The 14,159-nt window shown below is 66.7% G+C and carries 11 protein-coding genes; 4 read left to right on the top strand and 7 right to left on the bottom strand.

Annotated features, from left to right (window positions below; translation table 11 throughout):
* The 7 genes from ROY82_12610 to mnmG form a co-directional block, all read right to left on the bottom strand.
* Nucleotides 1-737 (bottom strand): GNAT family N-acetyltransferase (locus ROY82_12610; GenBank protein MDT3683302.1); only part of this gene is annotated, 737 nt, incomplete at its 3' end.
* Nucleotides 738-915: 178 nt separating this feature from the next.
* A complete protein-coding gene (locus ROY82_12605) occupies nt 916-1,422 on the bottom strand; it encodes a Fur family transcriptional regulator (protein ID MDT3683301.1) in 507 nt (168 codons plus the stop codon).
* Between the two features lie 168 nt (nt 1,423-1,590).
* Nucleotides 1,591-2,565 carry a malate dehydrogenase gene (locus ROY82_12600; protein MDT3683300.1) on the bottom strand — a complete coding sequence of 325 codons (975 nt, stop codon included), beginning with the start codon at nt 2,563-2,565 and terminating at the stop codon, nt 1,591-1,593.
* A gap of 425 nt (nt 2,566-2,990) precedes the next feature.
* Complete coding sequence (locus tag ROY82_12595; protein MDT3683299.1) at nt 2,991-3,812, bottom strand: ParB/RepB/Spo0J family partition protein; 822 nt, start codon at nt 3,810-3,812, stop codon at nt 2,991-2,993.
* Nucleotides 3,796-4,554 (bottom strand): ParA family protein, encoded by a 759-nt coding sequence (locus ROY82_12590; GenBank protein ID MDT3683298.1) that lies wholly within the window; start codon nt 4,552-4,554, stop codon nt 3,796-3,798. The genes ROY82_12595 and ROY82_12590 overlap by 17 nt, the downstream gene beginning before the upstream one ends.
* Nucleotides 4,536-5,231 (bottom strand): RsmG family class I SAM-dependent methyltransferase, encoded by a 696-nt coding sequence (locus ROY82_12585; protein MDT3683297.1) that lies wholly within the window; start codon nt 5,229-5,231, stop codon nt 4,536-4,538. Before ROY82_12585 ends, ROY82_12590 begins: the two co-directional genes overlap by 19 nt.
* 438 nt (nt 5,232-5,669) lie before the next feature.
* Nucleotides 5,670-7,508: a tRNA uridine-5-carboxymethylaminomethyl(34) synthesis enzyme MnmG gene (gene mnmG / locus ROY82_12580; protein ID MDT3683296.1), complete on the bottom strand. Its 1,839-nt coding sequence runs from the start codon at nt 7,506-7,508 to the stop codon at nt 5,670-5,672.
* Between the two features lie 793 nt (nt 7,509-8,301).
* Between mnmG and dnaA the strand changes: the two genes are divergently transcribed.
* The 4 genes from dnaA to pyk all read left to right on the top strand — a co-directional run bounded on the left by dnaA (nt 8,302) and on the right by pyk (nt 14,052).
* Nucleotides 8,302-9,645 (top strand): chromosomal replication initiator protein DnaA, encoded by a 1,344-nt coding sequence (gene dnaA, locus ROY82_12575; protein MDT3683295.1) that lies wholly within the window; start codon nt 8,302-8,304, stop codon nt 9,643-9,645.
* Between the two features lie 595 nt (nt 9,646-10,240).
* Nucleotides 10,241-11,332, top strand: coding sequence for a DNA polymerase III subunit beta (gene dnaN / locus ROY82_12570; GenBank protein ID MDT3683294.1), 1,092 nt, complete (start codon nt 10,241-10,243; stop codon nt 11,330-11,332).
* A gap of 21 nt (nt 11,333-11,353) precedes the next feature.
* Complete coding sequence (gene eno, locus ROY82_12565) at nt 11,354-12,628, top strand: phosphopyruvate hydratase (GenBank protein MDT3683293.1); 1,275 nt, start codon at nt 11,354-11,356, stop codon at nt 12,626-12,628.
* Nucleotides 12,625-14,052, top strand: coding sequence for a pyruvate kinase (gene pyk / locus ROY82_12560; GenBank protein MDT3683292.1), 1,428 nt, complete (start codon nt 12,625-12,627; stop codon nt 14,050-14,052). The genes eno and pyk overlap by 4 nt, the downstream gene beginning before the upstream one ends.
* Nucleotides 14,053-14,159: the final 107 nt, after the last annotated feature.

Raw genomic sequence — 14,159 nt, 5'->3', positions numbered from 1 at the left:
GGGACAGCCACCTTGACGGGCCGCCCGGCCTCGATGACCTCGCCGCTGATCCGTAGCGCCACCGGCTCGGCCAACCTGCTCGCCTCCGATGCCCGCAGCGCCCAGGTGGCGCCCACCGCCGCGTCACCGATGGGTGGCTGCGCCCCGTCCCGCAAGATGCCGAGCACCCGCGGCGACTCAAGTTGCCACAACGCGAGGAACCTGTCGGTGGGTTGACCGCCGCCCAGGATCCCGCTCATGGGACCGTAGAGGTCCACGAGGTACTCGACGGCCACGGCCCCGAGGCGCATGAGGTTGAGGTTCGCGTTTCTTGCCTGAAGGGGGTCGAAGGTCCACGAGATCCAGTTCAGCCCGCGTTGCAGACACCACTCACGCTGGTTCCACTTGAGCGCCTGCCCGATGCCCCGACCGCGCCCCTCGTCACGCACCGCGACCATGTGCGAGTGGAGCCCCAGGCCCTCCATGCCCCGCCCGTGGGGCTGGGCGATGAAACCGTACGAGAAGCCGACCATCCTCTCGCCCAGGAACGCCCCGGCGAGCTGGCCGCCGGCGTGCTCCACCGCGCGCAACTGCGCCACAGGAACGATCTCGATGTCGTCCGCTGCCCATACATCGCGTTGGATGTGTTCGACTTCGAAGAGCTCGGCGTGCGTCTTGAGTGGCCTGATGACCAGTGGCGCCCTGACGTCCAACGCTGGGCCTGGTGCGGCTTCCCCGCTCGGTCGGCTTGGTTCCATCGTGCGCCTCCGGGGCCGGCAATACGGGTGGCCAAGCCAGCCCGGTGCCGAACCTCTCCAGAGGCTACTACTTGATGATTGCTCGTAGGACTAATCAGGTTTGCGGGCGGAACTTGCGCTTGCGCGCGCGGGAGCTTGCGAGCGCTTGAGCTTGCGAGCGCTTGAGCTTGCGGGCGGATCAGTCGTCGGCGCTCGAGCCGTTGGGACGCGGTGGCCTGCCCGTGAGGCTGAATCGTGGTTCGTCAACCACCCAGCCGGTTTCCCGCTCCACGTACTCCTTCAAGAAGCGGCTAAGCGGCACGCCGTCGATCTTCGGCGCCGGAACGTCTTGAACCTCGCCCGTCTCGGCGCACACCACGTGATAGTGGGGCGACACGTTGCTGTCGTATAGCGCCTGGCCGGTAGCTCCTTGGAACGAGCGGACCAGGCCCGCGTCGGCAAGGGCGGAAAGGTTCAAATAGACGGTCGATAGGCTCAGTTCCTCGCCGCGCTTCTTGAGGTCGAGGTAGAGGCTCTCGGCGCTCACGTGGCGGTCCTCCTCGAGCAAGAAGTTGAGGATGGCCTCGCGTGGCCGGCTGTAACGCAGGCCGCGCTGTTTGAGCACGCTGCGAGCGTCCTCGTCTTCCGTGCGCCGTTCCTCGCCGTGGGCGCTATGCAGTGCCTGACTTTTCTCGTTGTGTGTCATGTCGTCCACGGACCTCTCCGGTCGGCCACCACGGCCGCCGCTGCCTAGAGCATAGCATGTCGGAGTGGTTCCGACTTGCCGGAGGGCCAAACTCGGCCCCATATGTCCGAGAATAGCAAATCGTGCCGCTAGTCGTTCCTACTAGCGGCACGGTGGTCGGCTGTGAAGCTAGAGCAGATCGGCGACCGCGGAGCGTTCCTCCATGAGTTCGGCCTCGGTGGCGCGCATGAGCTCCTGGACGCTCGTTCCCAGCTCGAGGCCTTCTACGACGCTGACTTTGCCATCCTCGACGATCACGGGATAAGAGTAGACGAGGCCTTCGGCAACGCCATAGGCGCCACTCGGGACTCCCATGCTCACCCAGTCACCAGCAGCGGTTCCCAGCGCCCAGTCATGCATGTGGCCGATGGCGGCGTTGGCCGCCGACGCGGCGCTCGAAGCCCCGCGGGCATCGATGATGGCAGCGCCGCGCTTCTGAACGGTGGGGATGAAGTAGTCACTCACCCAGGCATCGTCGACGATCTCGGTCGCCGGCCGGCCGGCGACCGTGGCGTGACTCAGGTCGGGAACCTGGGTGCTCGAGTGGTTGCCCCAGATGATCATCTTGTGAACGTCGGCGACCTTCGCTCCCGCCTTGGCGGCGAGCTGGCTGAGTGCGCGGTTGTGATCCAGGCGTGCCATGGAGCTGAACTGCTCCGGCGCAAGATCGGGCGCGTTGCGCAGCGCAATCAGACAGTTCGTGTTGGCGGGGTTGCCGACCACGAGCACCTTCACGGACCGGGAGGCGTGGTCGTTGAGGGCCTTGCCCTGCACGGTGAAGATGGCGCCGTTCGCCTGCAGCAGGTCCTTGCGCTCCATGCCCGGGCCTCTTGGGCGAGAACCAACCAGCAGCGCGTAGTCCGCGTCTTTGAACGCGACGCTCGGCTCGTCTGTCGCCACCACGCCGTGGAGCAGCGGGAACGCGCAGTCGTCCAGCTCCATCACTACACCGCTCAGCGCCTTGAGGGCGGGCGTGATCTCGAGGAGTTGCAGGATGACGGGCTGGTCGGGCCCGAGCATCGCACCGGATGCGATGCGAAAGAGCAGGGCGTAACCGATCTGGCCGGCGGCCCCTGTCACCGCTACACGTACGGGTTGCTTCATGGTGTCACCTCGGTTCGATTCGGGCGCGGCACGCCGTGCCCGAGGAGGCGAGCCTCGCGCCTCGCCAGCTCCAGGTCCGCCCGAAAACACGCGCTGGGCGGCGCTTCGCTTGCATCGTATCACCGGCCACGCGGGCTCCGTGGTGACGATGGGCGAAGGTGGGAACTTGCAGAGCCACCTAATTTACAGAGCTTACGGGGCGCTGTCGATGGCTCCGCCCAAAGTTGCCGCACGCCAGCTGTTTGCACATTCTCATCACCGTGACCGCGGGCCGTTGCATTGCGACATGGCCTAGCGTGCGGCCGGGTGCACTGCCCCATGCTCGAGGCTGCGGCCGATTGCACTACTGCATGGTCCAGACTGCTGCCGATTGCACTGCTGCATGGTTCAGCCTGCGCCAGGTTGCGCTGCCTGATGACCCTCGCTCAGGCCTGGTAGCCGAGCAGTTCCAGGAGCCGCTGGAGCTCGTCCTCGTCGTGAAAATGCAGCTCGATGCGGCCGCGTTTGCCACTCCCGGCTACCCTCACGCGCGTGCCGGCGAAGCGGCTCAGGTCCTCTTCCAACTTGACGTAGCGGCCGGCGGCCTTCCGCTTCGCGGCCTTGGCAGTCGGCCGCTTCAAGCCCTCCGCCTGGCGCACCGTGAGTCCGCGCCGGACTATCTCCTCGTAGGCCCACTCCCTGTCGGACTCTGGCTGCGCGAGGATGGCCCGCGCGTGACCCGCGCCGATGAGCCCGGCCTCGATGCCGTCTTGCGCCACGGCGGGCAACGCCAGCAGGCGCAGCGTGTTGGCGATCGAGCTGCGGCTCTTCCCGACCGCCTCCGCTACGCTCTCCTGGTTCATTCCGAAGTCGAGCAGGAGCTTGAACGCCCGCGCGGACTCCATCGCGTTGAGGTCCTCGCGCTGGAGGTTCTCAATGATCGCTACCTCGAGCGTCTCCTGATCGTTGAGTTCCCTGACCAGCACCGGAACGGTGGTGAGGCCGGCGCGCTGCGCCGCCCGGAACCGCCGCTCGCCGGCCACGATCTCGTAACCACCGTCAACTGGGCGCGCCACGATCGGCTGGATGACGCCCTTGTTGGCGATCGATTCGGCTAGCTCGACGATCCCGGCCTCGTCCATCTTCTGGCGCGGTTGAAATGGCGACGGTTTGAGCTGGCCCACCTTCAGCTGCTGGACGCCGCCCTTCTCCACTTTGGGCAGCAAGGCATCGAGCCCCCTGCCAAGGCCTCTAGGCTTCGCTGACACGTTGGATTACCTCCTCCGCCAGCTCCCGGTAGGCAGTCGCCCCCTGCGAGCTGGGTGCGTATTCGAGCACAGACTGGCCGTACGACGGGGCCTCCGCGAGCCGAACGGTGCGCGGGATGATCGTCTTGAACACGAGCTCACCGAAGTGTTCGCGGACGTTCGCCTCGACCTCTTGAGACAGTCGGGTGCGGCCGTCGTACATGGTCAGCAGTATCCCGAGGATGCGCAGGTCGGGGTTGAAAGAGCCCTTGACGCGTTCGACCGTGTCCATCATGGACGCTATGCCCTCGAGGGCGTAGTACTCGGTCTGTAGGGGCACGATCAGCAGGTCCGCGGCGGCCATGGCGTTGAGGGTGAGCATGCCCATGGATGGCGGGGCGTCGACGATGATGAAGTCGTAATTGGGCCGAACGCCGGTCAGGCCTCGCGCTAGCAGGCGCATGTTCTCCTTGCCGGCGTCCACCTCGACCTGGAGGCCTGCCAGGTCGGCCGAAGCGGCAAGCAGATGAAGGTTATCGATGGCGGTGGCGCAGATTGCGTTACGCGCCGAACTGCGTCCGGCGATGACGTCGTAGACGGTGCTTTCCGGCGCAGTGACACCCACGCCACTGCTGGCGTTGGCCTGTGGGTCGAGGTCGGCGAGTAGTATGCGACGCCGTTCCGCCAATGCCGCAGACAGGTTGACCGCTGTAGTGGTCTTGCCGACTCCGCCCTTCTGGTTGATCACGCCGATGATCGGCACGCAGAGCCTCCGGGGAGCCTGATTGCGACGAGGCTACCATGAGGCTCGAGGGCCTCTTCGACGATGTCGGCCCGCGCCAACTCGGCCTCGGCCTGGGCCGTGCGGCCTGCCTCGTCCTGGAGCGCGCCGTCGGCCTCACCGTCCTGACCGGCGCCGACGGCGGCCTCCGGCAGCCCGAGTTCCTCTCTCCACCCTGGCCCCCGTCGAGAGATCAACCAGCTCGCTTCGGCACGCACACCGCGGGTCAGGTCAACAAGGGCCGTCTGGGATGCCACTGCCTGCGCGGTGACAACGTCGGCTGCAACGCCCTCCAGGTCGCGCACGTCGCCTTCGACTACCTTCGCGTTGCCGAGGCCAAGTTGGGCCACGACCAGTTCGAGGAACGCCGCGCGCCGGTGCCGCCGCTCCACCAGGCGCACATCTGCTCCCGGCAAAGCGATGGCGATGACCACGCCCGGAAGCCCGACGCCCGAACCGACGTCGACCACGCATGGAGCGGGGCCGGCCAGCCTCGCGATGAGCGCCGCGTAGCGTAGGCCCTCACTCACGTAGCGGTCGAACTCTTCCAGCCCGCGCTTCGAGATCAGGTCCACGGCGCCCTGGTAGCGTTCGACGAGCTCCTTGTAGCGCGCCAGCTGGTCGGCGGCGTGGTCCGGTAACGTACTTGGGTGAGTCATCCTCGCTACAGGCTAGTCGTCTGTACCGCGGGAGTCGACCGCCGGCGAGTAGCCTGGCGCGCTTCAGAGACCGAGAAGGGTACATCCGCACAGCGGTGTGGCCTGGTTAGTGCCTTCCTGGACGGCACAACTCCCGATTGTTTCACGTGAAACATTGAGCAGGCTCTAGCGCAGCGTGGGGTTGGCCTAGCGCAGCGTGGGGCTAGCCTGGCCCAGCGTGGGGTCGGCATGGCGCAGCGTGGGGTTGGCATGGCGCAGCGTGGGGTTGGCATGGCGCAGCGTGGGGCTGGCATGGCGCAGCGTGGGGCTGGCCTAGCGCAGCGTGGGGCTAGCCTGGCCCAGCGTGGGGTCGGCCCGGCGCGGCGTGGGGTCGTCCTACCGCAGATCGGCTCTGGCCTGCAGCAGAGCGGGTGTGGACTTCCGCCGACCGAGTCCGCCTTAGCTTCCAGCGGGCGTCGCCTCGCCTTGGGCCGCGCCGTGACGCCGGCCCTTGAGGTGAACCTGCAGCGCCACGACATCGCTATCGCGCACGCCGCGAACCCGCTGCGCGGCGCCGAGCGACGCCGGGGCGGCCCGCGTCAGCGCCTCGAGGCCCTCATGCGACAGGCTGGCAACTCGAGAATAGTCGATTCCCTCGAGACTCAGCTCCTCGTAACCCGCACGCGCATCCAGCTGCTTGCGTGCGCGCTCGATATAGGCGGCGTAACGCACCAGCGTCGTCACGCGCTCCACCTCGCCCGGCGTAAGTTCCTCGGCGGCACCGCCGACCAAGGCAGCGACCCCCGCATAGTCGGTTCCGGGTCGGCACAGCACAGTGGTGGCCAGGTCACCCTCGACGCGGGTTCGACCAAGCCGCGTGACCTCGCGCTGCACACGCTCCTCGGAGGCCCTGTGCCGCTCCAAGTCGGCGTCAGGCACCAGGCCCCACTCATGGCCGAGCCCCATCAGGCGCTCGTTGGCGTTGTCTTGTCGGTGCAAAAGCCTGTATTCGTTGCGCGAGGTAAGCATGCGGTACGGCTCCTCTATGCCCCAGCGAACCAAGTCGTCGAGCATCACCCCGAGGTAACCTTGGTCGCGCCTGACCGTCACGCGAGTCATGCCGGAGGCGTGCCGGGCGGCGTTGACCCCGGCTACCAAGCCCTGTGCGGCCGCCTCCTCGTAACCACTAGTGCCGTTTATCTGCCCCGCCGAGAAGAGCCCGGGAAGCTTCCGCGACATCAGCGTCACGTCCAGTTGAGCCGGATCCAACGCGTCGTACTCGACCGCATAGGCGTAGCGGTGGATGACGGCCTCGTCGAAACCGGGAAGCGTCCGGATCATGACGTCTTGGATGTGGGGTGGCATGGAGCTGGATAGCCCCTGCAGGTAAAGCTCGCTCGTGTCGAGCCCGTCGGGTTCCACGAACAACAGGTGGTGGTCCTTGTCCGAGAAGCGCACCACCTTGTCCTCGATGGACGGGCAGTAGCGCGGGCCGGTGGCGTCGATCTCGCCCCCGTACATGGCCGACTCCTCCAAGTGTTCTTGGATGAGGGCGTGCGTTGCAGGCGTGGTACGCGTCAGCCACGTCGGGGTGCTGGTCATCCGGGGTCCGGGAGTACCGCTGAACGTGCCCGGGGGGTCGTCCGAGGGAACCTCCTGAAGCACCGTCAGGTCGACCGAATCGGCCCGAATGCGCGGCGGCGTCCCCGTCTTGAGCCTGATGAGATCGTGACCCGTTGCACGAAGTGAGGCCGAGAGGAGCCGGGCCGGCGCCTCCCCCTGCCTTCCGGCAGGTCGCTGGCGCTTCCCGTACCACACGACGCCCGCGAGGAAGGTGCCGGTGCAGAGGACCACCGACGGGGCCAGCAGCGCACGGCCGTCGGTGGTCACCACGCCGGCGATCACGCCTCGCTCCACCAGCAGCTCGGCGGCTTCCGCGCGGACTATCTCGACCCCCGGTTCATGTTCGACGAGGGCCTTGGCTGCGGCCGCGTACCCGTCGCGCTCGTTCTGGACCCGCAGTGACTGCACGGCGGCGCCCTTGGACGCGTTCAGCGTGCGGGTGTGAATGGCGGTCCGGTCGGCCAGGCGGCCCATGACGCCACCGAGGGCGTGCAACTCGTAGACCAACTGCGACTTACCGGGGCCCCCGATGGCCGGATTGCAGGGCATGACCCCGATCTTGTCGGGATTGGGGAGAACCATGGCCGTGCGCGCACCGAGACGAGCGGCGGCTATGGTGGCCTCGATCCCCGCGTGGCCCCCACCGATGACTATCACGTCGAATTGCTGCTTCATCGGCACCTCCTCTGCCTGGGTGGTCGCAGTACTGCGGCCTCCGCGCCATGGCCGCCTCCTGAGCGGTGAACCCATGCGAGGCGAGCGCCCCAGAGTATAGCGGCAGCCACCCCGTGCTCCCGGTAGCTCAGCCGCATTGCGCGCTTACCGCCCCGGTGCCCGCGTGACTCAGGCGGCGTTGGCCCTGCTCCTGGGCTCGCGTCACTCAGGCGGCGTTGGCCCCGCCCCTGGGCCCGCGTCACTCAGGCGGCGTTGGCCCTGCCCCTGTGTCCGCGTGACTCAGGCGGCGTTGGCCCTGCTCCTGGGCTCGCGTGACTCAGGCGGGGTTGGCCCTGCTCCTGGGCTCGCGTCACTCAGGCGGCGTTGGCCCCGCACCTGACCGGCGCGCAACCGCCGCTCCCGCCCCGAGGGACTCCGCTTGCCGCCGCGACGCCCGGGTAGCAGCCGCCCCCATCTGTTAGACTGCCCCCGGCCGTAGCGAATGCCGTCGCCGTCGTCACCCGCGCGTAACCGGACCCAGTCCAAGACGCGGCGTCGCCCAACCAACTCGGAGCAACTACCGCCTCGGTGCAGCAACTCGGCAAGGAAGACCGGCCGGTTGTGGTTCAGCACCAGCGGCTGACGACACTGGTAATCTCCGCTAGCTCCAACGGAGCGAGTGGTGGCAGAATCGGCTTCTCGCGGAACCGCCTTCGGAGGCTGAGGGCGGACAAGGGCGCGCCTCGGCGCACCGAGCAAGGTGTCGGCTCTGCGTTGAGGTCGGTACGACGAGCGGCGAAGGAGGGGTCAGGCGATGGCGGGCAAGGCTCAGGGGATGTGGGACGACGTCATCTCGCGCGTGCGCGCCGAGATCCCTGAGGTCGAGTTCCGCACCTGGTTCGCGCAGGTAAGCCCGCAAGGCATCGTCGACGGCGCCTTCGTCCTTGGCGTGCCGCACGGTTTCGCTCGGGACTGGTTGCGCAGCAACTACACGGGGGTGCTCGAGGAGGCACTGCGCGACCTCGGGATGGACGCGCCCAGGGTGGCCTTCCAGGTGATCGGCACCCAGATAACCGAGCAGCAGGACATGTTCAGCACGCCCGCCGCCGAGTCGGCGCCGTCCGAGAGGCCGGTGGCGCGCAAGCCGACCCTGAACCCCAAGTACGTGTTCGAGAACTTCGTGGTCGGCCCCAACAACAACCTGGCGAACGCGGCCGCCCGCGCCGTGGTGGAGGCGCCGGGGCGCGCCTACAACCCGCTCTTCCTCTACGGCGAAGCGGGCCTGGGAAAGACGCACCTCATGCACGCCGTCGGGCACGCGGTGTTCGAACGACACCCGCAACTGCAGGTCGAGTACGTGACTACCGAGGCCTTCACGAACGACCTCATCACCGCCATCCGTGAGGACCGGATGACGCAGTTCCGCGACCGCTACCGCACCATCGACGTCCTGCTGATCGACGACATCCAGTTCATCGCCGGCAAGGAGCGCACGCAGGAGGAGTTCTTCCACACGTTCAACGCCCTCTACGAATCCGGGAAGCAACTGATCGTCTCCTCCGACCGGCCCCCGAAGGACATCCCCACCCTCGAGAAGCGCCTTCGCAGCCGCTTCGAGTGGGGGCTGATCACCGACATCCAGGCTCCCGACCTCGAGACCCGCATAGCCATCCTCGCGATGAACGCCGAGTACCGCGGCGTCAAGGTGCCGTCCGAGGTCATGGATTACATCGCCCGGCACGTGACCTCGAACATCCGCGAGCTCGAGGGCGCGCTCGTCAGGGCCATCGTCTACGCGTCGATGAACCAGTCGCCGCTGAACCGTCAGATCGTCGCCGAGGCGCTCTCCGACGTGTTCGCGCCCGGCAACATCAGCCTGACGATGCCCACCATCCTCGAGCGCACTGCCGACCATTTCGGCGTCGATTCTGACGAAGTGCGCGGCAAGAGCCGGCGCCAGGAACTCGTGATCCCGCGCCAGATAGCCATGTTCCTCATCCGCGAGTTGACCACGCACTCGTACCCGGAGATAGGCGCCTACTTCTCGGGGCGCGACCACTCGACGGTCATGTACGCCGTCCAGAAGATCGAGAACTCGAACAAGACGGAGGGCGAGCTCACGCGCGCCGTCCGCTCGATCCGCGAGTCTCTCGTCTGAACCCGTCCACAACTGACTCCTTGCAGGCGGCGCGTCGGAAACAAGCCTCGAAACGCCGGATTGTGGGAAACTCTGTGGACAACCTGTCAAGAACCTGTGGACTACCCTGTGGATTATTCTCGCCCAGAACGGCCTGTGGACAGGTGTGGAAGCTGAACCGGATTATCCACAGGGAAGGCCCATTTATCCACAATCAGTCGACAGGCCGCTTCCCGTGTCCGGCGGTCGAAAGACGGCTTTCCACACATTCCACACCCCCTACTACTAAGGGGTTTGGTTCTTCGAGATACAGAGATTCCAGTCAACCGCCCCGTCGCTCTGGGCAACTGCCTAGTAGGTCGAGGAGCCCGAGAACGAGAAACGTATCGTCGAGGCGGGATCGGAGCGCGGTCATCACCGGGTGGAAGGCCACCCAGAGCATGAACAGGGCGTTCCAGGCGAGGGTGTCGCCACGCAGAGCGCGCTCCTGACGATGTATGCTCTACCCCGGGCACCCGAAACGGGCCCCGCGGCGGCGCATAGCCGTGTACCTGTCGTGCCCAGGCAGCCGTGCTCGGGCCTTGGGTGCTTAACCGATGGACCCCAGGAGAGTCGCATGAAGGTGCTCGTCCCAAAGAAGAGCCTCGCCGAAACGCTCGCACGCGTCGAACGTATCGTTCCCAGCCGGTCCAGTAACCCTGGCCTGAGCTTGTTGCGCATAGACGTGAACGATTCCGGCATGGAACTCAGCGGGTCGAACATGGACGTCGACATTCGCGCGCGCTTTGCGGCGGACGCTCCCGGGCAGGGCAGCTACGCCGTGGTAGGGCACGTCTTCAGCCAGGTCGTAAGGGCACTGCCGGCCGAGGACGTCACCCTCGAGTTCGGCGAAGACGACCTGCAGATCAGCTCCGGCACTTACGCCACCAAGCTGCAGTTGATGTCGCCGGCGTCGGCCCCGGTGCTGAACTTCAGGGCCGAACACGAGGGCGCCCTCGGCGGCGCGGGGTTCGCCCGTGCCCTCACGGCGGTGAAGTACGCGGCCGCAGTGGCAGATTTCCAGGCCGTCTTCCGGGGCGTCAAGCTCGAGATGACCGACGAGCGCACGCGCGCCGTCGCCACCGACGGGTTCAGGCTCGCCTACTACGACCTCGAAGAGGCCTCGGGCATAGCGGCAGACATCATCGTTCCGGCGCGGAGCATCGACGAGCTGCTGCGCGTGCTTGGCGACGGCGAGGTAAAGCTCGCCCTCGAGCCCGGACAACTGAGCGTCGAGCACGGCAACTACGCACTCAACCTCAAACTCATGGAGGCCGCGTTCCCCGATTACGAGCGGGTCATCCCCAAGAACTTCCCCGTGAGCATCACGCTCGACGCCACTTATCTCTCCGAGGCGGTGGCGCGCGTGGCGCTGATGGCCGATAAGACAGCCAACAACCGCGTCGACCTGTTCATCAAGGACGGGGAATTGCAGATCACGGCCGAAGGAAGTTTCGGCCGCAGCCAGGAGGCCATCTCCGTCATGCAGGAGGGAACCGACTCCGAGATCGGCCTGGCCTACAACAGCAAGTACTTGGTCGATGCGCTGACCCCGGTCGGCGGAGACATGCGCCTGAGCTTCTCGGGTTCCAACTCCGCACCGAGCGTGGTCACCGACCTCGGTGACCCGAGTTACCTAGCCATGGTGGTACCGCTCAGGACTTCGTAGTCCTGAGCATCAGGAGGACCGATGACAACCATCGAAGACGTGCGCGCGCTCGAACTACTCGATTCGCGCGGCAACCCGACCGTCGGCGCAGTCGTCACGCTAGCCGGCGGCGCGAGGGGTATGGCCGCCGTGCCCTCGGGCGCAAGCACCGGGGCCCACGAGGCGGTCGAGTTGCGCGACGGGGGCGGCCGCTACCTGGGCAAGGGCGTTACGAAAGCCGTCCAGAACGTGAACGAGCGCATCGCTCCTGAGATGATCGGCCTGGACGCGCTCGAGCAGGCCAACGTCGACCGCACCATGTGCGAGCTCGACGGCACGCCCAACAAGGGCGAGCTCGGCGCCAACGCCATCCTCGCCGTGTCACTCGCGACGGCCAGGGCGGCCGCTTCCGCCCTCGAACTGCCGCTCTACCGCTACCTCGGTGGCCCCAACGGGCGCGTGCTGCCCGTGCCCATGCTGAACGTCATCAACGGCGGGGAGCACGCAGACAACGCCGTCGACATGCAGGAGTTCATGCTCGTGCCGCTGGGTCTCCCCACCTTCGGCAGCGCCCTTCGCGCCGGCGTCGAGACCTTCCATCACCTGAAGAAGGTGCTCGAAAAGCGCGGCTACAACACGAACGTAGGCGACGAGGGTGGTTTCGCCCCCGACCTGAAGAGCAACCGCGAGGCCATCGAGGTGATGCTCGAGGCCATCGAGAAGGCGGGTTACACACCCGGCGACGAGATCGGCATCGCGCTCGACCCGGCCTCCACGGAGTTCTACGAGGGTGGCCTCTACAAGCTCCGGGCCGAGGACAAGGAACTCGATTCCGACGGCATGATCGCCTACTGGCAGGACTGGGTCGACCGCTACCCGATCGTGTCCATCGAGGACGGCCTCGCGGAGGACGATTGGGTCGGCTGGGCCAAGCTCACCAAGGCCATCGGCCACCGAGTTCAGCTCGTTGGGGACGACCTTTTCGTCACCAACACCGCAAGGCTGCAGCGGGGCATCGACGAGCACGTCGGCAACTCGATCCTCATCAAGGTGAACCAGATCGGCACCCTCACCGAGTCGATGGACGCCATGGAGCTCGCCAAGACCTACGGCTACCGCAACGTCGTGAGCCACCGGTCCGGCGAGACCGAGGACACGTTCATCGCCGACCTGGCCGTCGCCGTCAACGCCGGGCAGATCAAGACCGGCTCCGCGAGCCGCTCCGACAGGGTGGCCAAGTACAACCGCCTACTGGCCATCGAACAAGAACTCGGGGACGCTGCGCGTTACCTTGGCAAGGCGGCATACAAGCGATGAGGCCCGTTCGCAGCACGAAGATCGTCGCCACCCTGGGGCCGGCAACCGACACACCCGAGATGATCGAGAAGCTCCTCCGGGCCGGCGTGAACGTGTTCCGCCTCAACTTCTCGCACGGCGAGCCGGAGGTGCACCGCGCCACTGTCGAGGCCATCCGCAGCACCGCGGACAAGCTGGAGATGGCGGTCTGCATCCTGCAGGACCTCCAGGGCCCCAAGATCCGCGTCACTCACTTCAAGAACGGCAAGGTCACCCTCGAGGCCGGCGAGCAGTTCACCCTTACGTGCGACGACGACAGCCCCGGTGACGCCACGCGCGTCGGCGTCACCTACACCAACCTGTGCGGCGACCTCAAGGTAGACGACACGTTGCTGCTCGATGATGGGCGGCTCGAGCTGCGCGTCACGTCCGTCGAGGGCCCGAACATCAACACGCTGGTGGTGGTCGGCGGCGAACTGAGCAACAACAAGGGCATAAACATCCCCGGGGCGCACTTGAGCCTTCCGGCGCTCACGGACAAGGACGTTCAGGACCTGCGCTTCGGGGTCGAGCTCGATGTCGACTGGGTCGCCATGAGCTTCGTGCGCACCCGCGACGACCTGCTGCTCGCCCGCCACTACCTGGCCAGGGCCGGCTCGCAGGCGAAGCTCATGGCCAAGATCGAGAAGCCCAGCGCCGTGGACCGCTTCACCGAGATCCTCGAGGAGGTGGACGGGGTGATGGTGGCCCGAGGCGACCTCGGGGTGGAGATGCCCGCCGAGCGCGTGCCCCTGATCCAGAAGCACCTCATCAGCGAGTGCATGCAGGCGGGCAAGCCCGTCATCACCGCCACGCAGATGCTCGAGTCGATGATCACCAACCCCAGCCCCACTCGGGCGGAGGCCTCCGACGTCGCGAACGCCATCTTCGACGGCACCGACGCCGTCATGCTCTCGGCCGAGACGGCAGTGGGCGCCTACCCGGTAGACGCCGTGCGCATGATGGACCGGATCGCGCGGGTCGTCGAGAGCTCGCCCGAATACCGAAACGCGATGCGCCAGCTCGTGCCCACCGCCGACACGTCCACGGCCGACGGTGTGGCGCTGGCAGCGGTCGAGATCGCCTACAACCTGGACGCGCAGCTGATCGTCACCTTCACCTCGAGCGGCAGCACCGCCATGCGCGTCTCGCGCAACCGGCCGCCAACGCCGGTCCTCGCCATCACGCCTAACCCGCGCGCCCTGCGTCAGATGATGGTCGCGTGGAGCGTCGTCCCTTACCTGAGCGAGGACATCCACAACACCGACGAGATGGTGACGGTGGCCAAGGCCGCCATTCAGGCCACGGGCCTCATGGAGCCAGAGTCGCGCTACGTGATAACGGCAGGGGTGCCGTTCGGCATGCGCGGGTCAACCAACCTCATCCGAGTGGAGCGCTACCGCTGAGCTGAGGTTTCGCCGGGCCGGGCGCTCCTCGGGCCAAGGGCCCGTGGAGGCACGGGATCGTTGAAGGGCAGGCTCCACCGGCGACCCAAACGGCTTCTAGGGCAAAC

It is taken from the genome of Truepera sp., assembly GCA_032027045.1.
Lineage (GTDB): Bacteria > Deinococcota > Deinococci > Deinococcales > Trueperaceae > JAAYYF01.
This window is presented reverse-complemented; position numbering and strand designations above follow the sequence as displayed.

What these genes read in the sequence shown, in the direction of transcription:
- eno (MDT3683293.1), top strand. Translation starts at nt 11,354, where the DNA reads ATGACAACCATCGAAGACGTGCGCGCGCTCGAACTACTCGATTCGCGC.
- ROY82_12585 (MDT3683297.1), bottom strand. Translation starts at nt 5,231, where the DNA reads ATGACTCACCCAAGTACGTTACCGGACCACGCCGCCGACCAGCTGGCG.
- mnmG (MDT3683296.1), bottom strand. Translation starts at nt 7,508, where the DNA reads ATGAAGCAGCAATTCGACGTGATAGTCATCGGTGGGGGCCACGCGGGG.
- pyk (MDT3683292.1), top strand. Translation starts at nt 12,625, where the DNA reads ATGAGGCCCGTTCGCAGCACGAAGATCGTCGCCACCCTGGGGCCGGCA.
- ROY82_12600 (MDT3683300.1), bottom strand. Translation starts at nt 2,565, where the DNA reads ATGAAGCAACCCGTACGTGTAGCGGTGACAGGGGCCGCCGGCCAGATC.
- ROY82_12605 (MDT3683301.1), bottom strand. Translation starts at nt 1,422, where the DNA reads ATGACACACAACGAGAAAAGTCAGGCACTGCATAGCGCCCACGGCGAG.
- dnaA (MDT3683295.1), top strand. Translation starts at nt 8,302, where the DNA reads ATGGCGGGCAAGGCTCAGGGGATGTGGGACGACGTCATCTCGCGCGTG.
- dnaN (MDT3683294.1), top strand. Translation starts at nt 10,241, where the DNA reads ATGAAGGTGCTCGTCCCAAAGAAGAGCCTCGCCGAAACGCTCGCACGC.